21 protein-coding genes are annotated in these 20747 nt (G+C 69.9%); 4 read left to right on the plus strand and 17 right to left on the minus strand.

Features of this window, described 5'->3' with window-relative positions; all coding sequences use genetic code 11:
• Positions 1–12 precede the first annotated feature (12 nt).
• From putP to rlmE, 5 genes are all read right to left on the minus strand, one after another.
• A complete protein-coding gene (gene putP / locus JHB91_RS05760) occupies positions 13–1500 on the minus strand; it encodes a sodium/proline symporter PutP (RefSeq protein WP_199472050.1) in 1488 nt (495 codons plus the stop codon).
• Positions 1501–1560: 60 nt separating this feature from the next.
• Positions 1561–2454 (minus strand): dihydropteroate synthase, encoded by an 894-nt coding sequence (gene folP, locus JHB91_RS05765; RefSeq protein WP_199472051.1) that lies wholly within the window; start codon positions 2452–2454, stop codon positions 1561–1563.
• A gap of 40 nt (positions 2455–2494) precedes the next feature.
• Positions 2495–4156, minus strand: a complete 1662-nt coding sequence (locus JHB91_RS05770; protein WP_199472052.1) for a tetratricopeptide repeat protein — start codon at positions 4154–4156, stop codon at positions 2495–2497.
• A 160-nt stretch (positions 4157–4316) separates the two neighbouring features.
• Complete coding sequence (ftsH, locus tag JHB91_RS05775) at positions 4317–6233, minus strand: ATP-dependent zinc metalloprotease FtsH (RefSeq protein ID WP_199472053.1); 1917 nt, start codon at positions 6231–6233, stop codon at positions 4317–4319.
• A gap of 31 nt (positions 6234–6264) precedes the next feature.
• Positions 6265–6897, minus strand: a complete 633-nt coding sequence (gene rlmE, locus JHB91_RS05780; RefSeq protein WP_199375699.1) for a 23S rRNA (uridine(2552)-2'-O)-methyltransferase RlmE — start codon at positions 6895–6897, stop codon at positions 6265–6267.
• Positions 6898–6974: 77 nt separating this feature from the next.
• On the opposite strand from rlmE, the gene yhbY reads away from it, so the two are divergent.
• Complete coding sequence (gene yhbY, locus JHB91_RS05785; protein WP_199375315.1) at positions 6975–7280, plus strand: ribosome assembly RNA-binding protein YhbY; 306 nt, start codon at positions 6975–6977, stop codon at positions 7278–7280.
• Positions 7281–7301: 21 nt separating this feature from the next.
• A complete protein-coding gene (locus JHB91_RS05790; protein WP_199472054.1) occupies positions 7302–7676 on the plus strand; it encodes an Mth938-like domain-containing protein in 375 nt (124 codons plus the stop codon).
• Positions 7677–7702: 26 nt separating this feature from the next.
• Here JHB91_RS05790 and JHB91_RS05795 read toward each other — a convergent pair whose 3' ends face one another.
• From JHB91_RS05795 to surE, 4 genes are read right to left on the minus strand one after another with little or no spacing between them, the layout of a single operon-like run.
• The gene (locus JHB91_RS05795; RefSeq protein WP_199472055.1) at positions 7703–8539 is read right to left on the minus strand and encodes a peptidoglycan DD-metalloendopeptidase family protein; all 837 of its coding nucleotides are present in this window, start codon (positions 8537–8539) and stop codon (positions 7703–7705) included.
• Positions 8536–9201: an exopolysaccharide biosynthesis protein gene (locus JHB91_RS05800; RefSeq protein ID WP_233398524.1), complete on the minus strand. Its 666-nt coding sequence runs from the start codon at positions 9199–9201 to the stop codon at positions 8536–8538. Before JHB91_RS05800 ends, JHB91_RS05795 begins: the two co-directional genes overlap by 4 nt.
• Positions 9198–9881, minus strand: coding sequence for a protein-L-isoaspartate(D-aspartate) O-methyltransferase (locus JHB91_RS05805; protein WP_199472056.1), 684 nt, complete (start codon positions 9879–9881; stop codon positions 9198–9200). Before JHB91_RS05805 ends, JHB91_RS05800 begins: the two co-directional genes overlap by 4 nt.
• Positions 9878–10663 (minus strand): 5'/3'-nucleotidase SurE, encoded by a 786-nt coding sequence (surE, locus tag JHB91_RS05810; protein WP_199375311.1) that lies wholly within the window; start codon positions 10661–10663, stop codon positions 9878–9880. The genes JHB91_RS05805 and surE overlap by 4 nt, the downstream gene beginning before the upstream one ends.
• 120 nt (positions 10664–10783) lie before the next feature.
• Here surE and JHB91_RS05815 point away from each other — a divergent pair, with 120 nt between their 5' ends.
• The gene (locus JHB91_RS05815; RefSeq protein ID WP_199472057.1) at positions 10784–11353 is read left to right on the plus strand and encodes a Smr/MutS family protein; all 570 of its coding nucleotides are present in this window, start codon (positions 10784–10786) and stop codon (positions 11351–11353) included.
• Between the two features lie 321 nt (positions 11354–11674).
• Here the strand turns inward: JHB91_RS05815 and truD are convergent, their stop codons facing one another.
• The 8 genes from truD to JHB91_RS05855 form a co-directional block, all read right to left on the minus strand.
• Complete coding sequence (truD, locus tag JHB91_RS05820; protein WP_199472058.1) at positions 11675–12730, minus strand: tRNA pseudouridine(13) synthase TruD; 1056 nt, start codon at positions 12728–12730, stop codon at positions 11675–11677.
• Positions 12727–13206: a 2-C-methyl-D-erythritol 2,4-cyclodiphosphate synthase gene (gene ispF, locus JHB91_RS05825; RefSeq protein ID WP_199472059.1), complete on the minus strand. Its 480-nt coding sequence runs from the start codon at positions 13204–13206 to the stop codon at positions 12727–12729. Before ispF ends, truD begins: the two co-directional genes overlap by 4 nt.
• Positions 13203–13904: a 2-C-methyl-D-erythritol 4-phosphate cytidylyltransferase gene (gene ispD, locus JHB91_RS05830; protein ID WP_199375307.1), complete on the minus strand. Its 702-nt coding sequence runs from the start codon at positions 13902–13904 to the stop codon at positions 13203–13205. The genes ispF and ispD overlap by 4 nt, the downstream gene beginning before the upstream one ends.
• Entirely contained in the window at positions 13901–14224 is a 324-nt protein-coding gene (gene ftsB / locus JHB91_RS05835) for a cell division protein FtsB (protein WP_199375306.1), read from the minus strand. The genes ispD and ftsB overlap by 4 nt, the downstream gene beginning before the upstream one ends.
• 10 nt (positions 14225–14234) lie before the next feature.
• Positions 14235–15521, minus strand: coding sequence for a phosphopyruvate hydratase (gene eno / locus JHB91_RS05840; protein WP_199472060.1), 1287 nt, complete (start codon positions 15519–15521; stop codon positions 14235–14237).
• A gap of 61 nt (positions 15522–15582) precedes the next feature.
• Positions 15583–16416 (minus strand): 3-deoxy-8-phosphooctulonate synthase, encoded by an 834-nt coding sequence (kdsA, locus tag JHB91_RS05845; protein WP_199472061.1) that lies wholly within the window; start codon positions 16414–16416, stop codon positions 15583–15585.
• Between the two features lie 28 nt (positions 16417–16444).
• Positions 16445–18109, minus strand: a complete 1665-nt coding sequence (locus JHB91_RS05850) for a CTP synthase (protein WP_199375303.1) — start codon at positions 18107–18109, stop codon at positions 16445–16447.
• A 92-nt stretch (positions 18110–18201) separates the two neighbouring features.
• Positions 18202–18690 carry a globin gene (locus JHB91_RS05855; RefSeq protein WP_199472062.1) on the minus strand — a complete coding sequence of 163 codons (489 nt, stop codon included), beginning with the start codon at positions 18688–18690 and terminating at the stop codon, positions 18202–18204.
• A 150-nt stretch (positions 18691–18840) separates the two neighbouring features.
• On the opposite strand from JHB91_RS05855, the gene parE reads away from it, so the two are divergent.
• Positions 18841–20730: a DNA topoisomerase IV subunit B gene (gene parE, locus JHB91_RS05860; RefSeq protein WP_199472063.1), complete on the plus strand. Its 1890-nt coding sequence runs from the start codon at positions 18841–18843 to the stop codon at positions 20728–20730.
• The last annotated feature ends 17 nt before the right edge of the window (positions 20731–20747 follow it).

Here is a 20747-nt window from a genome sequence, read left to right on the forward strand (position 1 = left end):
CATGGCAACCGCCTAGTGGCCATTCTCGCGCAGCGTCAGCCGCACCTGGCGGTGGGTCGCCTGCACGTCGGCCGGGGGCGCGCGCCCCAGCAGGCTCACGACCACGATCGCGATGCTGGCGGCGATGAAGCCCGGCACGATCTCGTACAGCGCGCTGCCGGTCTGCTTCCACAGCACCACCACCAGCGCGCCGGTCAGCATGCCGGCCAGCGCGCCGTTGCGGGTCATGCGCTGCCAGACCAGTGACAGCACCACCACCGGTCCGAACGCGGCGCCGAAGCCGGCCCACGCGTACGCCACCAGGCCGAGCACGCGGCTCTCCGGGTTTCGCGCGATGAAGATCGCCAGCAGCGCCACCGCCAGCACCATCGCGCGGCTGAACCAGACCAGCTCCTTCTGGCCGGCCCTGGGACGCACGAATCCGCGGTACAGGTCTTCGGTGAGCGCGCTCGAACACACCAGCAGCTGGCAGGACAGCGTGCTCATGATCGCGGCGAGGATCGCCGACAAGAGCACGCCTGCCACCCACGGATTGAACAGCTGCTGCGCCAGCGCGATGAACACGCGCTCCGCATCCGCCGTGACCGGCCCGGCGGCGGCCGGATGCGCGCTGTACCAGGCGATGCCGAACAGTCCGACCGCCATCGAGCCGAACAGGCACAGCGCCATCCAGGTCATGCCGATGCGGCGCGCCGCCGGGATGGTCTGCAGCGATTCCGCGGCCATGAAGCGCGCCAGGATGTGCGGCTGCCCTACGTAGCCCAGGCCCCATGCCAGCGCGGATACGACGGCCAGCAGCCCGCCGGTGCCGACCCAGTCCAGCCGCGCCGGGTCCACCTGTTCCACCAGCGCGAGGCCCTCGCCCACTCCGCCCACGCCAATCAGCACCATCACCGGCACCAGCAGCAGCGCGAAGATCATCAGCGTGGCCTGCACGGTGTCGGTCCAGCTCACCGCAAGGAAGCCGCCAATGAACGTGTAGAGGATGGTCACGGCCGCGCCCCACCACAGCGCCTCGCCGTACGGCAGCCCGAACACGCTCTCGAACAGCTTGGCGCCGGCGACGATGCCTGACGCGCAATACACCGCGAAGAACACCAGGATCACCAGCGCCGACAGCATGCGCAGCAGGCGCTGGTCATCGGCGAAGCGATGGGTGAAGTAGTCCGGCAGGGTCAGCGCGTTGCGGGTGCGCTCGGTGTAGACGCGCAGCGGGCCGGCCACGAAGCGCCAGTTCGCCCAGGCGCCGATCAGCAGGCCGAACGCGATCCACGACTGCGACACGCCGCCCAGGTAGAGCGCGCCCGGCAAACCCATCAGCAGCCAGCCGCTCATGTCCGAGGCGCCGGCCGACAGCGCGGTGACCACGCTGCCCAGTGAGCGCCCGCCGAGGATGTAGTCGTCGAACGTCTCGGTGCGGCGGTAGGCCCACAGGCCGATGCCGACCATCAGGGCCAGGTAGGCGGCAAACGTGATGACGAGCGGCGTGCTGGCGGTCATGCGGTGTCCCCGGGCCCGGACGCCGGGCCTCCCCGGGGCGCAGCTTACGCGAGCGGCCGCTTACTCGGGCCAGCTGATCGATGGTGCCTGGCCCTTCGGGCGCGGCATGGGCACCGCGTCGACCGCCAGCCACACATTGATCGCATCGATGGTCGCGGCGACGTCGTGGACACGCAGCAGCATCGCACCGCGCTGGGCGGCGATGAGGTGCGCGGCGACGGAACCGTGCACGCGATCACGCGCCTCCTCGCGGCCGGTGATGTCGCCGATCGTGCGCTTGCGCGACAGCCCGGCCAGCACCGGCACGCCGAGCTCGGTGAAGCGCTGCAGTTGGGCAAGCAGCGCCAGGTTGTGCTCGCGCGACTTGCCGAAGCCGAAGCCCGGGTCGGCGATGATGCGCTTGCGCTCGATGCCGGCCATCTCCGCGGCGAAGATGCGCTCGGCCAGGAAGCGATGCACTTCACCGACCACGTCGTCGTAGTCCGGCGCATCCTGCATCGAACGCGGCTCGCCGAGCATGTGCATCAGCACGACCGGCACGCGCAGCTCCGCGACCGCATCGAGCGCGCCTGCGCTGCGCAGCGCATTGATGTCGTTGACCATGCCGGCGCCGGCCGCGACCGCGGCGCGCATCACCTCCGGCCGGTAGGTGTCGATGCTGATCGGCAGCGTGGTCTCGCGCGCCAGGCGCTCGATCACCGGCACCACGCGGCGCAGTTCCTCTTCCACGCCGACGCTGTCGGAGCCGGGGCGCGTGGATTCGCCGCCGATGTCGAGGATGTCCGCGCCCTCGGCCGCGAGCTTCAGGCCGTGGGCGACGGCCGCATCGGTGTCGGCGTGTTCGCCGCCATCGGAGAACGAATCCGGCGTGACGTTGACGATGCCCATCACGCGCGGTCGGTCGAGCCGGAGCATGCGGCCTGCGCAGTCGAGTTGGGGCACGGTGTCGAACATTGGGCGGCTCCGTCGGGCGTCCCATGATAGCGACGCCGGCTCAGTCCAGGCGCGCGAGGATCTCGCGGTAGCGCGGCAGGTCGCGCAGGTTGGCCAGGTCGGAATCGTGTTCGATCCAGTCGCGGAACCCCAGCCCGGCGGCGACCGCCCGTTCCAGCAGGTCGAGGGCACGGTCCGGCTCATGTGCCTGGGCATAGAAGCAGGCCGCGTTGTACAGCGTGTCGAAGTCCGCCGGGCGCAGGCCGAGCGCCACCTGGATGAGGCGATGCCCGCCGTCGACATCGCCCTTGTGCAGCAGCAATCCGGCGGCCAGGTAATGCGCGCGGGCGTTGTCCGGATCGATCTCGACCTGGTGCAGGCAGGCCTCCAGCGCAGCGCGCATCAGCCGTTGCATGCGCGTGGTTTCACCGGCCGCCTCCGCCGCGTTGACCGCGAGCGCCAGCGCCTGGAATTCCCCCGGGTCGGCGGCATGCGCGGATTCGAACAGGTCGACCGCCCGCGCGAACGCGCCCTGCGCGAAGCAATGCCTGGCGAAGTAGTAGTGCGCGACATACAGCGTGGGATCCAGTTCGAGCGCACGCTCGAAGGCGGTCGTTGCGTCATCGTGCCGCCCGTCCAGCGACAGCGTGTGCGCGTAGGCGACGTGCGCTTCGGCGAGTTCCGGCGCAAGTTCCAGCGCCCGGCGTGCCGCGGCGCGGGCTTCATCCAGCACACGATGCGGCGGTTCCAGGCGCCACAGCGCCAGTTCGACCAGCGCATCGGCCAGGCCCGCATGCGCATGCGCGTAGCCGGGATCGATCTCGATCGCCTTGCGGAACATCTGTGGCGCCTGGCGCCAGCTCAGCGTGGTGGTCCGCTGCTCCAGCTGCCGGCCGCGCAGGTAGAACTCGTAGGCGCGCATGTCGCGAGGCGCATAGCGCTGCAGGTCGAGCTCGACCGTCGGCTTCAGGGACGGGCGCATCAGCTCGACCACCTTGCGCGCGATTTCCTCCTGGATCGCGAAGATGTCCTCGAGCCGGCGATCGAAGTTGTGCGACCACAGGTGGTAGCCGGTGCCCGCGTCCACCAGCTGCGCGGTCACGCGGACCTGTTCCCCGGCCTTGCGCACGCTGCCCTCCATGATCGCGGCGACCCTGAGCTGGCGGCCGATCTCGCGGATGTCGGTGCCGCCGTCGCGGAAACGGAACGAGGACGTCCGCGATGCCACGCGCAGGCCGCCGACCCGGGTCAGCGCGTTGAGGATCTCCTCGGCCAGCCCGTCGCAGAAGAAATCCTGGTCGTGGGTCTCGCTGAGGTCGGAGAACGGCAGGATCGCCACCGAGGCTTCATCGGCTGGGACGCCCGCGGCCTCCGGGGCCGCGCTCGCGACCGCGGCGGACGCTGCCAGCGGCGATGCCGGGGCCGCACGCCTATTCGGCGACGGCTGCGGGCCGGGGCCCGGCGCCGGCAGGGAGGTGCGTTCGATGCCCCTGGGGCCGATGTCGTAGATCCACGCCAGCGCGCAGGCGAGCACGAAGCCCAGCGCGAGCAACACGATCAGCAGCCGTGTCGACCATTCCGGCAACGCCAGCGGTTCGAACGTGGCGTCGGCCACCTGGACCAGCAGCCAGGCGACCACGAGGTAGACGGCCATGACGCGGAACACGCGACGCCGCCGGAATTCGGCCAAGCCGCGCCTCAGCGATGCGGTCCAGTCGGACATGCGAGAGCGGCCTCTCCGCGCGGTTGCGGGTCGGCGCGGGTCCGGGCACGACACGGCGTGCGTGTCCGGGGCTGGCACCGCTACCCAGCAGAACGCACGCAGCGGCGACGATCGGCCGCTGCACCGGCTCCGGGCCTTGGCCCGGGCGCCCGGGCCCGCCTCAGGTCTGCGCGGCGGGCCCAGCGATCGGCGGCATGGGCTGCGGGTCGCCCTTGCCGTCCTTGCCGGAACCTGCCGACTTGTCCTTGTTCCAGCCGATCGGCGGCGGCGGGTCGCGGCCTTCCATGATGGCGTCGATCTGCGGCACGTCGATGGTCTCGTACTCGAGCAGCAGCTTCGCCATGGCGTGCAGCTTGTCGATGTTCTCGGTGAGGATGGCCTTGGTGCGGTTGAACGCGTTGTCGAGGATCTCGCGAACCTCCTCGTCGATCCTGCGCGCGGTCTCGTCGGACACGCTCTTGTGCTGCGTGACCGAACGCCCGAGGAACACCTCGTCCTCCTCCTCGCCATAGGCGATCGGGCCCAGCTCGTCGGACAGACCCCACTTGGTGACCATGTTGCGCGCCATCTTGGTCGCGCGCTCGATGTCGTTGGACGCACCAGTGGTGACCTTGTCCGCGCCGAAGATCAGCTCCTCGGCGACGCGGCCGCCGTACAGCGTCGCCAGGCGGCTGTGCAGGCTTTCGCGGGTGGAGCTGTAGCGGTCGCCCTCGGGCAGGAACTGGGTCACGCCCAGCGCGCGGCCGCGCGGAATGATCGTGACTTTGTAGACCGGGTCATGATCCGGAACCAGGCGCCCGACAATGGCGTGGCCCGCCTCGTGGTAGGCGGTGTTGGTCTTCTCTTCCTCGCTCATCGCCATCGAACGGCGCTCGGCGCCCATCAGGATCTTGTCGCGCGCCTTGTCGAAGTGGTCCATGCGGACTTCCTTCGCGTTCTCGCGCGCCGCGAACAGCGCCGCCTCGTTGACCAGGTTGGCGAGGTCCGCACCGGAGAAGCCGGGCGTGCCGCGCGCGACCACCATCGGCTCGACATCGTCGGCCCGCGGCACCTTGCGCATGTGCACCTGCAGGATCTGCTCGCGGCCGCGCACATCGGGCAGGCCCACCACGACCTGGCGGTCGAAGCGGCCCGGGCGCAGCAGCGCCGGATCGAGCACGTCGGGGCGGTTGGTGGCGGCGACCACGATCACGCCCTCGCCGCCCTCGAAGCCATCCATCTCGACCAGCAGCTGGTTCAGCGTCTGCTCGCGCTCGTCATGCCCGCCGCCCAGGCCGGCACCGCGGTGGCGGCCGACGGCGTCGATCTCGTCGATGAAGATGATGCACGGCGCATGCTTCTTGGCCTGCTCGAACATGTCGCGCACGCGCGACGCGCCCACGCCGACGAACATCTCGACGAAGTCGGAACCGGAGATCGAGAAGAACGGCACCTTGGCCTCGCCGGCGATGGCGCGCGCCAGCAGCGTCTTGCCGGTGCCGGGCGGGCCGACCATCAGCACGCCGCGCGGGATCTTGCCGCCGAGCTTCTGGAAGCGCGACGGATCGCGCAGGAACTCGACCAGCTCGGACACTTCTTCCTTGGCCTCGTCGCAACCGGCGACGTCGGCGAAAGTGACCTTGACCTGGTCCTCGTTGAGCAGCTTGGCGCGCGAACGGCCGAAGGACATCGCGCCCTTGCTTCCGCCCTGCTGCATCTGCCGCATCATGAAGAACCAGAAGCCGATGATCAGCAGCACCGGCAGGAAGTTGAGCAGCAGCGACCACAGCGTGACGCCCGACTCCGGCGGCGCCTGCTTGATCTCCACGTTGTGGTTGATCAGGTCGTCGACCATCTTCTCGTCGCGGCGCGGCGCGGTGGTCGCGCCCTGGCTGCCGTCCTTGCGCTCGAACTTGATGGAGCGCTCGTCGCTGGAGATGTCCACGGCCTTGATGCGGTCGTTGCGGACGTCGGTCATGAACTGCGAATAGATCACGTCCTGGCCGGCTGCCACCTTGGGGCTGAAGCTGTTGAAGACCGCCATCAGCACGACGGCGACCACCACCCACAGCATCAGATTCTTGACCAGGTCGTTCATTCTTTGTTCGCTCCGCGGCAACGCCGCTACCTTACTTGATGTGTGCCAGCTTGCCCTGCGCCAGGGCATAGACTTCCGGCGAACGCTTGCGCGATGCCGCCGGCTTGCGGATCGCCACCTTGGTGTATCGCCGACGCAGCTCGCGCACGTAGTCGTCGAAACCCACGCCGTGGAACAGCTTGATCAGCAGCGCGCCACCGGGGCGCAGGTGCTGGTCGGCGAACTCCATGGCCAGCTCCGCCAGGTGCATCACCCGCGGCTGGTCGACGGCGTCCATACCACTCTTGTTGGGGGCCATGTCGGACAACACAAGGTCGACGGGCTCGCCGCCCAGCATGGATTCAAGCTGCGAGAGCACCACAGCGTCCCTGAAATCGCCATGAAGGAAGTCGACGCCGGCGAGCGGCGGCATGTCCAGGATGTCGAGGGCGACCACCCGGCCGCTGTCGCCGAGCGCCTGGCGGACCCACTGCGACCAGCCACCTGGGGCGGCGCCGAGGTCGACCACGGTCATGCCGGGCTTCAGCAGGCGGTCGCGGGCGACCAGCTCCTCGAGCTTGTACGCCGCGCGCGAGCGCATCCCCTCCGCCTGCGCCTTCTTGACGTAGGGATCGGAGAAGTGTTCCTTGAGCCAGCGTTGGCTGCTCTTGCTGCGGGTGGCCATCGCGAGGGGACTTGCGGCTGCCGGGCTGCAGCGGGCCGCCATGATACCCTGCGCCTCCCGAACTCCATGCCTCTCACATGAACGTCGACCTGACCTCCGCCCAGACCCGTTTCCTGCGCGGCCAGGCCCACGACCTGAAGGCCATGCTGCAAATCGGTGGCAAGGGCCTGACCCCTGCCGTCGTGGCCGAACTCGATGGTGCCCTCGAGCACCATGAACTGATCAAGGTGAAGGTGGCCGCCGCCGACCGCGAGTCGCGCGACGCGCTGATCGCCGACCTTGCCAGGCAGAGTGGTGCCGCGCTGGTCCAGCGCATCGGCCACGTGGCCGTGCTTTACCGCCCCAGCCGCGACAAGCGCCAGATCGTGCTGCCCCGCGGCTGAACAACCCGCGCCGCTTCCACCATGCAGATCGCCCACGAACTCCCCGATTTCGACTACGTCCTGCGCGGTGCCGACGGGCGCTCGGCGCTGGTCAACGAACTGCGCCTTGAGGCGAGTTTCATCATCACGCCCAGGCAGCTGATCACCGGCTGGGCGGCCACCGACGTGGCCAGCCTGGAGCCGGAGATGCTTGAGCCGCTGCTGGCGCTCGATCCCGAAGTGGTGGTGCTGGGCACCGGCGAGGCGCAGGGCTTTCCGCCGCCGCGCACGCTGGCGGCCTGCCTGCGCCGCGGCGTGGGCCTCGAGGCGATGACCAATGCCGCAGCGGCGCGCACCTACAGCGTGCTGGCCAGCGAAGGCCGCCGCGTGGTCGCGGCGTTCATCATCAACGCCTGAGCAAGCGCAGGCGCGGCAGGTCCGCCTCAGCGCGTCGGCAGGTAGCGCAGCGGGTCGACCGGCTTGCCGTTGTAGCGGATCTCGAAGTGCAGCATGTCGCGATCGGCGCCGGTGCGGCCCATCTCGGCGATCTGCTGCCCGGCCTTCACGCGCTCGCCTTCGGCGACCATGCGCCGGCGGTTGTGTCCGTAGGCCGACAGCCACTGCTCGTCATGCTTGACGATCACAAGTTCGCCGTAGCCGACCAGGCCGGAACCGGAATACACCACCACGCCGTCGCCGGCGGCACGCACGGGCTGCCCCGCCCGGCCGGCAAGGTCGATGCCCTGGCGGGTGGGATCGCCGGCCACGTAGCGGGCCACGATGTTGCCGTCCGCGGGCCAGCGCCAGCCGATGGCGCTGGTCGCCGGCGCGGGGCCGGTGGGCTGCGGCGGTGCCTGGGTCGGCTCGACGCGACGGCCGCTGGCGCTGGTGGGCGGCCGCGCCACCGTGGTCGGGGTGCCGGTGGCGACGCGCGCGCCGCCCGAACCCGCGGACGGATACAGCCGCAGCCGTTGTCCGGGATAGATGGTGTAAGGCGGCTGCACGCTGTTCCACATCGCCAGGTCGAGCGGGCTGATGCCGTTGTTGACCGCCAGCCGGTAGAGGTTGTCACCCTTTTGCACGGTGACCGACTGCCCATGCTTGGGGGCCGACACCCGCGGCGCCGACGTGCCGCCTTCGCGCACCACCTTGCTGCTGCCGCAGGACGCGAGCACGACCGACAACACGCACGCGACGGTGATGGCGACGAGGGGGCGCGTTGCGCGGAAGTGGCTGGTCATGCGGTGTGGTGTGCTCCGTTCCGGGTCGCGGCCGCTCATCCGGCCATCCGCTGCATCAGCTCGCGGATGGCCAGGCCACCACCGCCGATCAGCACGCTGAAGTACGCGACCGTGCCGATCGTGGCCAAGTGTCCCAGCAGGACCGCACCGCCGTCGCGCTGGATGAAGCCGACAGCGTAAAGCAGCAGCGCCAGCGCCGGCAGCGTGTTGCTGAACGGAACGAATCCGAACGGCGCCATCAGCAGCAGTGCCGCGAAGATGAAAGCGAGGTTGTTGAACGCCTCCACCGCACGGCCATCCACCACGGCACGCATGCGATGCGGACGACTGACGCGTTCCAGGCGCCGCACCCAGGCCATGCCCGCGGTGAGCGCCGGGCGCAGGCGGTCGGCCGGCAGTGCACGCGTGCGCAACCGCGCCGGGACCCATAGCGGGCGCCCGGACAGGCGACTGATGCCGACCAGCAGGATCGCCGCACCGAACACCGTGCTCACGCCGGGGATCGACACCGGGATCAGGAATACCAGGGTGAGCAGGATGGCGATCACCAGCAGGCCTTCGTCGCCCAGCACCTCGAGCAGGCTGCCGAGCGTCATCTCGCCTGCTGGCAGCCGCGCGATGACCGCGGACAGCTGCTCGCCAAGCGAGCCTGCGTCTACCGGCTCGCCGGCTTGCGGCGGACCGGACGTGCCGCCGCTCAATCGATCATCCCCGACAGCAGTGGCACGAACGCGACGTTGGCCAGCACGTCCTGCACGACATTGCCGTCGGAATCCTTGCGCAGGCGCAGCAGCGACTGCGCACCGCCCATGCCGACCGGCGCGACCAGCACGCCGCCGGGCGCAAGCTGCGCGGTCAGCGCATCGACCAGCGCCGGCGCGCCCGCGGTGACCAGGATGCCGTCGAACGGCGCTTCCTCCGGCCAGCCGATGCGGCCGTCGTCATGCTTGCTGCGCACGTTGAGGCCCAGCGAGCGGAAACGCTTGCGCGCAACGCGCAGCAGCTCGCCGATGCGCTCGACCGTGAACACCTCCAGGCCGAGCGCCCCGAGGATCGCCGCCTGGTAGCCGGAGCCGGTGCCGATCTCCAGCACGCGCCTGGGCTGCACGCCGTCGGCGAACAGGGCTTCGGTCATGCGCGCCACCACCCACGGCTGCGAAATGGTCTGGCCGTGGCCGATGGGCAGTGCGGTGTCCTCGTAGGCGCGGGTGGCGAGCGCCTCGTCGATGAACAGGTGTCGCGGCACCGTGCGGATCGCGTTGAGCACGCGCTCGTCGACGATGCCGTGGCCGCGCAGCCGCTCGATGAGCCGGTCACGCGCGCGCTGCGAGGTCATGCCGACGCCGATCGCTTCGGGCTGCAGGCGGATGCGCTGGATCATGCGCCACTCCCGTTGCGCAGCGCGGCTTCAAGCCCGCCCACCCATGCAGCCACCTGTTCCAGCGCCTGGTAGCGCGTGAGGTCGACCTGGATCGGGGTGATCGCGATGTGCCGGGTGCGCACGGCGTGGAAGTCGGTCCCGGGGCCGGAATCCTGCTCGGGACCCGCGGCGCCGATCCACCAGAACCGGCGGCCGCGCGGATCCTGCACCGGAATGCAGGGTTCGGCGCGATGGCGGTTGCCGAGCCGGGTCACCTCGAAGCCTTCCACCTCGGCCCACGGGATGTCGGGCACGTTGACGTTGAGGATGGTGTCGGCCGGCAGCGGGTCGGCCTTGAGCCGCGCCACGATCTCGACCGCGGCGCGGGCGGCGGTCTCGTAGTGGAGGCCCACGTGGTCACGCGTGGCCAGCGACACCGCCACCGCGGGCAGGCCCAGGAAGCGGCCTTCCATCGCTGCGGCCACGGTGCCGGAGTAGATGACGTCGTCACCGAGGTTGGCGGTGTTGTTGATGCCGGACACCACGATGTCGGGCTCGACCTCGAGCATGCCGGTGATCGCCACGTGCACGCAGTCGGTGGGCGTGCCGTGCACGCGCCAGGTCTCCGCGTCGACCTGCACGACCTGCAGCGGCAGGTCGAGGGTCAGCGAATTGCTGGCACCGGAGCGGTCGCGGTCGGGCGCGACGACGATGACCTCGTGCCCGGCGGCGCGCAGCCCCTCGGCGAGGGCGCGGATGCCGGGTGCATCGACGCCGTCGTCGTTGCTAACGAGGACTCTCATGGCCTTCCAAGCGCGCTGAACCTTCTGATGTCGCCGCGTCGCGGTGGGCCAGACATCATAGCGGATGGCGACGCAGCCGGCCCGCGCATGCGCCGTTGGCGGACGCGTTACGCTTCCACCATGGCCAAGCGAGACCGCCCCGAAGCGCCCGCGCCCGACGACCACGGCGTGGTCGACGATGCCGCCCTGTTCCGCGCGGCGATCGGCAACGTGCGCGAGCTTCCGGGTGCGCCGCTGCCACCGGCCAGGCCGCGCCCACGCCCGCGCGCGCGCATGGCCGAACAGGACGAGGCGCAGGCGCGCGAGGATTTCCGGCTGGGCCGTGGCGAGGCCTTCGTGCTGGACCGCGGTGACGCGCTTTCGCATCGCCGCGACCAGGTGCCGCCGCGGACGCTCAAACGCCTGTCACAGGGCCTGTATGCCGCGCAGGACGAGCTCGACCTGCACCACAGCGACGCCGCCACCGCCGAGGCGCTGCTGCGCCGCTTCCTCGCCGAGGCGCGCGATGCAGGCTTCGGCTGCGTGCGTGTCGTGCACGGCAAAGGGCTCAACTCCAGCGACAGCCTGCCGGTGCTGAAGAACGTGGTCGACCGGATCCTTCGCCAGCGCGCGGACGTGCTGGCGTTTCATTCCGCACCCGCCGCACAGGGCGGGACGGGCGCGGTGCTGGTGTTGCTGGCAAGGCGCTGAACTACTGCGCGGAGCCGCGCGGAAGCCGCTTGAGTGGCGGAGCAATCCACTGCACATCCACGCCACGGCGGCGCGCGACTTCTTCGACATTCGCCATGTAGGCCGTGTCGGTCACCAGGACATCGCCAGTGGGGACCGAGGCGACGCCACCACCGCTTGCGCAACCGGCAAGCGCGAGTAGCGCCAAGGCGCCAAGCCCACTCCGAAAGCAGGTATTCATGACTGTCTCCCGTCGCTGCCGCCCGGTGGCGGCGTGCAGGACCGGTGTATACCCGCCATCCGGGGCCAGCCAGTGCCGACCGGCGGTTTCCGACGGACGGCTCAGCCGCGCCGGCTGGCGTCTTCGACGACACCCAGTTCGGCCAGCACCGTGGTCGCATACGTGCCTGGGGGAAGGTCGAAGCGCAGCTCGATGCCATCGTCGCCGAGGTCCTGCCAGGCGAGGTCGCCGGGGCGCAGGCGCGTGGCGCGCCGCTCCTGTTTCAGGCCCGCCGCCTCCAGCCCCGAGCGCAGCGCCAGGCACTCATCGTCTTCGAGCGCGGCCAGCTCGACGGCGCGTGCCTCGCCTTCGCTGCGCAGCTCGCCACGCCCCCACAGCGGCGCGCTTGGATGGATATCGAAGTCCGCCAGCCGCGCGGCAAGGGTGTCGTCCCACGGCAGCGGACCGAACACGCTGCGGCTGCCATCGAGCATCCAGGCCTCGCCCTCCAGGCCGCGGTCCCAGCTTGCCGCCGCGACGCGCGCGGCCAGCACGCGGTTGAACAGCGCCGAGCGCGCCGCCGACAGCAACAGCGTGCGCTCGTCGCGCCGTACCCGCTGCCCCGCGAACATGCGCAACGCCTTGTCGACGTTGCCACCGCCATGGCCGAAACGCTGTTCGCCGAAGTAGTTGGGCACGCCGCGCGCCGCGATCGCCTGCAGCCGCGCCTCGATCGCATCGCGATCGCCGGCCACGTTGCGCAGCCGCAGGACGAAGCGATTGCCGGCCAGCGCGCCACGCGGCAGCTTGCGCGAATGCCAGGCGTGGCTGGTGACACGCAGCGATTGCCCGCTCTCCGGCTCCTGCCAGTCGAGTGCGGCGATGTCCGGCGCCTGCCTGCGCGGCAGGTGCACGGTGAAGCGCTGCCGGGTCACCGCGTGGCGGTCCTTGAGTCCGGCGTAGCCGATCGCCGCGATGTCCACGCCCGCCCAGTCCGCCAGCCGCTGCGCGACGTAGGCGGTGTTCATGCCGCGCTTCTCGATGCCGAGCAACAGGTGCTCACCCGCACCGCTGGCCTCGAAGCCGTGCAGCTCGGTGACGTCGAAGTCCTCGGCCACGCTGCGCATCGCGGCGCGCAGCACCGGCGCGCCGTGGGCGCGCGGCGACGCCTCGCTCATGCCCTGACGAGCAGGCAGGCGACCTGGGCGGCGATGCCCTCGCCGCGGCCGATGAAACCGAGCTGCTCGCTGGTGGTGGCCTTCACGCTCACCGCGTCCAGGGCGATGCCGAGGTCGGCGGCGATCGCTTCGCGCATGGCGAGTGCATGCGGCCCCACCTTGGGCCGCTCGCAGATCACCGTGGCGTCGGTGTTGCCCACCTCCCAGCCGCGCGCGGCCGCCAGCGCCACGCAGTGGCGCAGCAGCACGCGGCTGTCGGCACCCTTCCAACGGTCGTCGGACGGCGGAAAGTGCACGCCGATGTCGCCCAGCGCCAGCGCGCCGAGGATGGCATCGCACAGCGCGTGCAGGATCACGTCGCCGTCGCTGTGCGCCACCAGGCCACGGTCGTGTGGCACGCGCACGCCGCCGAGCATCACGTGGTCGCCGTCGCCGAAGGCGTGTACGTCGTAGCCGAAGCCGATGCGCACGCTCACGCCCTGCCACCGCGCGCGCGCAGCGCGACCAGGTATTCGAAATAGGCCAGGTCCGCCGGCGTGGTCACCTTGATGTTGTCGTCGGCGCCCTCCACCAGCAGCGGACGCAAGCCCTGCTGCTCCATGGCCATGCTCTCGTCGGTCGCCTCGACGCCGGACGCGGCCACTGCCTCCAGTGCGCGGCCGAGCTGCAGGCGCCGGAACAGCTGCGGTGTCTGCGCGCGCCACAGGCGCTGGCGCGGCTCGGTGCCGTCGATGCCACCATCGTCGCCGGCACGCTTGAGCGTGTCGCGCACCGGTGCGGCGAGGATCGCGCCCACCGGATCCTCGCGGCCGCGCTCGAGCAGTGCCTCGAGGTCGGCGAGCCGCAGGTTGGGACGCGCCGCATCGTGCACCAGCACGAAGGCATCGGGTCGCACGGTGTCGGGCAGCGCGGCCAGGCCGGCCAGCACCGATCCGGCGCGTGAATCGGCACCGGTGCAGGTGACCAGCGGACGGCCTTCGAAGTCGGTCCAGCCCGGCCAGAAGGCGTCATCGGCGGCAACCACCACCACCGCGCCCTCGACCCCGGGATGCGCGAACAGCGCGCGCAGGCTGTGCGCCAGCAGCGGCTCGCCGGCGACCTCCAGGTACTGCTTGGGGACGTCGCCGCCGAAACGTGCGCCGCGGCCGGCAGCGGGCACCACCGCCCAGGTCACGGCGTGACCCCGGCTTCGGGCTCACGCGTGCGCGGCGGCGCGCGGTCGACCACGCGGTAGAAGGTCTCGCCGGGACGGATCATGCCGAGCTCGCCCCGGGCACGCTCCTCGATCGCCGCCTCGCCCGACTTCAGGTCGGCGACCTCGGCGGCCAGCGCCTCGTTGCGCTCGTGCAGGCCTTCGTTCTGCCGCGCCTGCTGCTCCACCTGCGCGACCAGCGCCGCGACCTCGTGGTTTCCGCCGCTGCCGAACCACAGCCGGTACTGCAGCCACGCCAGCAGCGCGACCAGCAGCACCAACACGATCCGCAGCGTGCGCATGGCGTCGGGCTCAGCGCTTCAGCGAGACGAAGGCGTCGCGGCCCGCGAAACGCGCGTCGGCGCCCAGCGATTCCTCGATGCGCAGCAGCTGGTTGTACTTCGCCACGCGGTCGCTGCGGCACAGCGAGCCGGTCTTGATCTGGGTGGCGGTGGTGGCCACGGCGATGTCGGCGATGGTGGTGTCCTCGGTCTCGCCCGAGCGGTGCGACACCACCGCCGCGTAGTTGGCCGCATCGGCCATGGCGATCGCTTCCAGCGTCTCGGTCAGGGTGCCGATCTGGTTGACCTTGATCAGGATCGCGTTGGCGGTCCGCGACTCGATGCCCTGGCGGAAGATCAGCGGATTGGTCACGAACAGGTCGTCGCCGACCAGCTGCACGCGGTCGCCGAGGCGCCGGGTCAGCAGGTTCCAGCCGTCCCAGTCGCCTTCGGCCATGCCGTCCTCGATGGTGACGATCGGGTACTGGTCCGACCACGACGCCAGGAACTCGGTGAACTGCTCGCTGGACAGCCGCTTGCCCTCGCCGACCAGGTGGTACTTGCCGTTGTCGTAGAACTCGCTGGACGCGACGTCGAGACCGAGCAGCACGTCGTCGCCGGCGCGGTAGCCGGCCTTGCCGATCGCCTCGAGGATGGTGTCCAGCGCTTCCACGTTGCTGCGCAGGTCGGGGGCGAAGCCGCCCTCGTCGCCCACCGCCGTGGAAAGGCCGTGGCCCTTCAGCACCGACTTCAGCGCGTGGAAGATCTCGGTGCCGGCGCGCAGGCTCTCGGCGAACGAATCGAAGCCCACCGGCAGCACCATGAATTCCTGCAGGTCGACGTTGTTGTCGGCGTGCGCACCGCCGTTGATGATGTTCATCATCGGCACCGGCAGCACCGGCGCGCGGTCGCCGGCCAGCAGCTTCCACAGCGGCTCGCGGCGCGAGGCGGCCATCGCGTGCGCGTTGGCCATCGACACGCCGAGCAGCGCGTTGGCGCCCAGGCGGCCCTTGTTGTCGGTGCCGTCGAGGTCGATCAGGCGGCGGTCCACGCCGGCCTGGTCGGAGGCATCCGCGCCACGCAGCGCCTCGGCGATCGCGCCGTTGACGTTGGCGACCGCGTTGCGCACGCCCTTGCCCATGTAGCGCGTCTTGTCGCCGTCGCGCAGTTCCACCGCCTCGCGGGTACCGGTGGACGCGCCGGAGGGCACCATCGCCCGTCCGAAGCTGCCATCGGCCAGCGTGACCTCGGCTTCGAGCGTGGGATTACCGCGGCTGTCGAGGATCTCGCGGGCGTGGACTTTGGCGATCGTGGTCATGGGGCTCGGTCGTAGTTGGACAAGGGTCGTGCGATTGCAGCCGGCGAAGGCCGGCGATGGATCAGAGGTCGCTTTCCAGGAACCCGGCGCGCTTGGTGACGGCGTCGAGCTCGCACATGGTTTCCAGCAGTGCCCGCATGCGGTCGAGCGGCCAGGCATTGGGGCCGTCGCTGAGCGCCTTGGCGGGATCAGGATGGGTTTCCATGAACACGCCGGCCACGCCCACGGCGACCGCGGCGCGCGCCAGCACCGGAACGAACTCGCGCTGGCCGCCGCTGGAGGTGCCCTGCCCGCCCGGCAGCTGCACCGAGTGGGTCGCGTCGAACACCACCGGGCAGCCGGTGTCGCGCATCACCGCCAGCGAGCGCATGTCGCTCACCAGGTTGTTGTAGCCGAAGCTCGCGCCGCGTTCGCAGACCATGATGTCGTGGTTGCCGGTGGCCTTGGCCTTCTCGACCACGGGCTTCATGTCCCACGGCGACAGGAACTGGCCCTTCTTGATGTTCACCGGCTTGCCGGCGGCGCAGACCTTCGTGATGAAGTCGGTCTGGCGCACGAGGAACGCGGGCGTCTGCAGCACGTCGACGACGCTGGCCACTTCATCCATCGGCGTGTACTCGTGCACGTCGGTCAGCACCGGCACGCCGATCTGGCGCTTCACCTCGGAGAGCACGCGCAGGCCTTCCTCCATGCCCGGGCCGCGGAACGCGGTGCCCGAGGTGCGGTTGGCCTTGTCGAAGCTGGACTTGAAGATGAAGTTGATGCCGAGCGCCGAGGTGATCTCCTTCAGCTTGCCGGCGACGTCGAGCTGCAGCTGCTCGGACTCGATCACGCACGGCCCGGCTATCAGGAAGAACGGCTGGTCGAGGCCGACGTCGAATCCACAGAGTTTCATTCAGAAGCCTTTTCTTGCCAAAAAATGCTCATGCCGTGGCGTCCTTCAGCAGCTTTCCGCCAGCCTTGCGCTCGCGCGCAGCGCGGATGAAGCCGATGAACAGCGGGTGGCCGTGGCGCGGGGTGGACAGGAACTCCGGGTGCGCCTGGCAGGCCAGGAACCACGGGTGGTCCGGCAGCTCCACCATTTCCACCAGCAGGTCGTCCATCGACTTGGCGGACACCACCAGGCCGGCATCCTCGAGCTGCGTGCGATAGCGGTTGTTGAACTCGTAGCGGTGGCGGTGGCGTTCGGCCACCACGTCCTTGCCGTACAGCGCGCGCGCCAGGGTGCCGGGCTTCAGCCGCTGCTCCTGCAGGCCCAGGCGCATGGTGCCGCCGAGGTCGCCGTCTTCGCTGCGGCGCTCCACTTCGCCCGCCTGCGTGCGCCATTCGGTGATCAGGCCGATCACCGGGTGCGGGGTCTGGCGATCGTTCTCGGTGCTGTTGGCGCCGTCCAGGCCGGCCATGTGGCGGGCCACGTCGACCACCGCGGCCTGCATGCCGTAGCAGATGCCGAAATACGGCAGGCCGGTCGCGCGCGCATGCTGCGAGGTGAGCACCTTGCCTTCGAAGCCGCGGTCGCCGAAGCCGCCCGGCACCAGCACGCCATCGACGCCGGCCAGCACCGCCGCGGCACCGTCGCGCTCGATGTCCTGCGATTCCAGCCACTTCAGGGTGACCCGCGTGCGCTGGCGGATACCGCCGTGGCGCAGCGCCTCGCCGACCGACTTGTAGGCGTCCTTGTGGTCGACGTACTTGCCGACCACGGCGATGGTGACCTCGTCGATCGGGTGTTCGGTGGCGTCGACCACCGCGTCCCATTCCGCCATGTCCGGATCGGCCGAAGCCTTGCCTTCAAGGCGCAGGCGCTCGAGCACGATCTGGTCGAGGCCCTGCTCGTGCTGCCACAGCGGGATCTTGTAGATGTTGTCGAGGTCGACCACCGAGATCACGGCCTTTTCCGGCACGTTGGTGAACAGCGCGATCTTGCGGCGCTCGCTGTCGGGCAGCGGCTGCTCGCTGCGGCACAGCAGCACGTCGGGCTGGATACCGATCGAGCGCAGTTCCTTCACCGAGTGCTGGGTGGGCTTGGTCTTGAGCTCGCCGGCGGCGGCGATATACGGCACCAGGGTCAGGTGCAGGAAGATCGCCTTGTCCGGGCCGCGTTCGGTGCGGATCTGGCGGATGGCCTCGAGGAACGGCAGCGACTCGATGTCGCCCACCGTGCCGCCGATTTCCACCAGCCCGACGTCGAAACCCTGCGTGGCCGTGTCGATGCAGCGCTTGATCTCGTCGGTGATATGCGGGATCACCTGCACGGTGGCGCCGAGGTAGTCCCCGCGGCGCTCCTTGCGGATCACGTTCTCGTAGATCTTGCCGGTGGTGATGGAATTCCTGCCCGACAGGCGCACGTTGACGAAGCGCTCGTAGTGGCCCAGGTCGAGGTCGGTTTCGGCGCCGTCGTCGGTCACGTAGACCTCGCCGTGCTGGAACGGGCTCATCGTGCCGGGGTCGACATTGATGTAGGGGTCGAGCTTCATCATCGTCACGCGCAGGCCGCGGGCTTCGAGGATGGCCGCCAGCGAAGCCGCGGAGATGCCCTTGCCAAGCGAGGACACCACGCCGCCGGTGACGAAAATCAGGGGAGTCATGATGGGGCTACCGCAGGAAAGCGATAGTCTACCGGTTGCCCGTGACCGCCGCGACCGCTTGACATCGGCCCCGGGCACGGCCGGGGGACGGTTCAGTGCCCGCCGCGCAGCCCCTGGACCACGCGGGCGAACAGGCCCGCGGCCGGCGCCGGGACGGGCGCTGTGGCCGCGCCATCGCGCGCCTTGAAGGTCTCGATCACCACGCCCATCGCCTGCCGCCAGCGCGCCATCAGCGCGTCATCGGCCTCCGGGTCGGTCTCCGCGACCACCGCCAACAGGCTGTCGATCCAGCCCTGGTACATCCCGGTTGGCACCGGGCAGCGCCCGTGGCTGGCGTGCACCGCGCCCATTTCGTTGATCCCGCGCTCCACCACGGCGCTGCCACCGGCATGGAAGATCGCCATGGTGATCCCGCGCCGCAGGGCCATGCGCTGCTTGCTGAAGTCGGTGTGCGCGAACATCGGCGGCACGTCGGGGTTGCTGGCTAGGAACACGTCGTAGAAGCGGCCGATGAAGTCCTTGTCGCGCAGGCAGCGGCCGTAGCTCTGGTGCAGGTCGGCGTAGGGGTCGGCGGCGTTCATGGCGGGTCTCCGGGTTGCGCGGCGCAGGGAGCGGGATGGTCGCCCGCGCGCGCGCCGCGCCTGTTGACCGGCGTCAATGCCTGCCTTGACCGGTCCTGCCGGCGCCGCCATTCTGGCCGGCTCCCCCTTGTCCTCCCGGCCGCCCCACACATGAGTTCCCGCTACGACGCCGCCGATATCGAAGTCCTGTCCGGCCTGGATCCGGTCAAGCGCCGGCCCGGCATGTACACCGACACCACGCGCCCGAACCACCTGGCGCAGGAAGTGGTGGACAACGCCGTCGACGAGGCCCTCGCCGGGCACGCGCGCGAGATCGAGGTGACCCTCTACAAGGACGGCAGCTGCGAGGTTTCCGATGACGGCCGCGGCATGCCGGTCGACATCCACCCCGAAGAGAAGATCCCCGGCGTCGAACTGATCCTCACGCGGCTGCACGCCGGCGGCAAGTTCAGCGGCAAGAACTACACCTTCTCCGGCGGCCTGCACGGCGTCGGCGTCAGCGTGGTCAATGCGCTGTCCACCCTGCTCGAGGTCCACATCAAGCGCGACGGCAACGAATACCGCATGGGCTTCCGCGACGGCGACCGTGCCAGCGAGCTTGAAATCACCGGCACGGTTGGCAAGCGCAACACCGGCACGCGGCTGCGTTTCTGGCCCGACCCGAAGTATTTCGACACGCCCAAGTTCAGCCTGCGCGCGCTGCGCCACCTGCTGCGCGCCAAGGCGGTGCTGTGCCCGGGCCTGACCGTCACCCTGTTCGACGAAGCCACCGGCGAGCGCGACCGCTGGCACTACGCCGACGGCCTGCGTGACTACCTTGCCGGCGAGCTCGACGGCCGCGAACTGCTGCCGCCGGAGCTGTTCCTCGGCCACCTGCGCAAGGACACCGAGATCGTCGACTGGGCCGTGGCCTGGGTGCCGGACGGCGAACTGGTGCAGGAGAGCTACGTCAACCTGATTCCCACCGCGCAGCACGGCACCCACGTCAACGGCCTGCGCACCGGCTTCACCGATGCGCTGCGCGGCTTCTGCGACTTCCGCAACCTGCTGCCGCGCGGCGTGAAGCTGGCGCCGGAAGACGTCTGGGACCGTGTGTCGTTCGTGCTCAGCCTGAAGATGACCGACCCGCAGTTCAGCGGCCAGACCAAGGAGCGGCTGTCGTCGCGCCAGGCCGCGGGCTTCATCGAAGGCGCCGCGCACGACGCGTTCACGCTGTGGCTCAACCAGCATGTGGAATTGGGCGAGCGCATCGCGCAGCTGGCCATCGACCGCGCCAGCGCGCGACTGAAGACCGAAAAGCAGATCGTCCGCAAGAAGATCACCCAGGGCCCCGCCCTGCCCGGCAAGCTGGCCGACTGCATCAGCCAGGACCTGTCGCGCACCGAGCTGTTCCTGGTCGAGGGCGACTCCGCCGGTGGCAGCGCCAAGCAGGCGCGCGACCGCGATTTCCAGGCGATCCTGCCGCTGCGCGGCAAGATCCTCAACACCTGGGAAGTCGCGTCGGGCAGCGTGCTGGCCTCCGACGAAGTGCACAACCTCGCCATCGCGATCGGCTGCGACCCCGGCAAGGACGACATCAGCGGCCTGCGCTACGGCAAGGTGGTGATCCTGGCCGATGCCGACTCCGACGGCCTGCATATCGCCACGCTGCTGACGGCGCTGTTCCTGAAGCACTTCCCGGCGCTGGTCGACGCCGGCCACATCTTCGTCGCCATGCCGCCGCTGTTCCGCGTGGACGTGGGCAAGCAGGTGTTCTACGCGCTGGACGAGGAAGAAAAGCGCCTGCTGCTCGACAAGATCGCGCGCGAGAAGATGAAGGGCGCGGTCAACGTCACCCGTTTCAAGGGCCTCGGCGAGATGAATCCGTCGCAGCTGCGCGAATCCACCGTGCACCCCGATACCCGGCGCCTGGTGCAGCTGACCGTCGATGACGAGGACGGCACCTCCTCGCTGATGGACATGCTGCTGGGCAAGAAGCGCGCCGGCGACCGCAAGGCCTGGCTGGAAGACAAGGGCGACCTGGCGACGCTGGAGGTCTGAGCGGAGCGGCGGCCGGG

The sequence above is a fragment of the Luteimonas sp. MC1828 genome (assembly GCF_016461615.1).
Classification (GTDB): Bacteria; Pseudomonadota; Gammaproteobacteria; order Xanthomonadales; family Xanthomonadaceae; genus Luteimonas.

Excerpts from the sequence above, each read along its gene's own strand:
- putP (WP_199472050.1), bottom strand. The coding sequence starts at position 1,500 with ATGACCGCCAGCACGCCGCTCGTCATCACGTTTGCCGCCTACCTGGCC.
- folP (WP_199472051.1), bottom strand. The coding sequence starts at position 2,454 with ATGTTCGACACCGTGCCCCAACTCGACTGCGCAGGCCGCATGCTCCGG.
- JHB91_RS05770 (WP_199472052.1), bottom strand. The coding sequence starts at position 4,156 with ATGTCCGACTGGACCGCATCGCTGAGGCGCGGCTTGGCCGAATTCCGG.
- ftsH (WP_199472053.1), bottom strand. The coding sequence starts at position 6,233 with ATGAACGACCTGGTCAAGAATCTGATGCTGTGGGTGGTGGTCGCCGTC.
- rlmE (WP_199375699.1), bottom strand. The coding sequence starts at position 6,897 with ATGGCCACCCGCAGCAAGAGCAGCCAACGCTGGCTCAAGGAACACTTC.
- yhbY (WP_199375315.1), top strand. The coding sequence starts at position 6,975 with ATGAACGTCGACCTGACCTCCGCCCAGACCCGTTTCCTGCGCGGCCAG.
- JHB91_RS05790 (WP_199472054.1), top strand. The coding sequence starts at position 7,302 with ATGCAGATCGCCCACGAACTCCCCGATTTCGACTACGTCCTGCGCGGT.
- JHB91_RS05795 (WP_199472055.1), bottom strand. The coding sequence starts at position 8,539 with ATGAGCGGCCGCGACCCGGAACGGAGCACACCACACCGCATGACCAGC.
- JHB91_RS05805 (WP_199472056.1), bottom strand. The coding sequence starts at position 9,881 with ATGATCCAGCGCATCCGCCTGCAGCCCGAAGCGATCGGCGTCGGCATG.
- surE (WP_199375311.1), bottom strand. The coding sequence starts at position 10,663 with ATGAGAGTCCTCGTTAGCAACGACGACGGCGTCGATGCACCCGGCATC.
- JHB91_RS05815 (WP_199472057.1), top strand. The coding sequence starts at position 10,784 with ATGGCCAAGCGAGACCGCCCCGAAGCGCCCGCGCCCGACGACCACGGC.
- truD (WP_199472058.1), bottom strand. The coding sequence starts at position 12,730 with ATGAGCGAGGCGTCGCCGCGCGCCCACGGCGCGCCGGTGCTGCGCGCC.
- ftsB (WP_199375306.1), bottom strand. The coding sequence starts at position 14,224 with ATGCGCACGCTGCGGATCGTGTTGGTGCTGCTGGTCGCGCTGCTGGCG.
- eno (WP_199472060.1), bottom strand. The coding sequence starts at position 15,521 with ATGACCACGATCGCCAAAGTCCACGCCCGCGAGATCCTCGACAGCCGC.
- kdsA (WP_199472061.1), bottom strand. The coding sequence starts at position 16,416 with ATGAAACTCTGTGGATTCGACGTCGGCCTCGACCAGCCGTTCTTCCTG.
- JHB91_RS05850 (WP_199375303.1), bottom strand. The coding sequence starts at position 18,109 with ATGACTCCCCTGATTTTCGTCACCGGCGGCGTGGTGTCCTCGCTTGGC.
- JHB91_RS05855 (WP_199472062.1), bottom strand. The coding sequence starts at position 18,690 with ATGAACGCCGCCGACCCCTACGCCGACCTGCACCAGAGCTACGGCCGC.
- parE (WP_199472063.1), top strand. The coding sequence starts at position 18,841 with ATGAGTTCCCGCTACGACGCCGCCGATATCGAAGTCCTGTCCGGCCTG.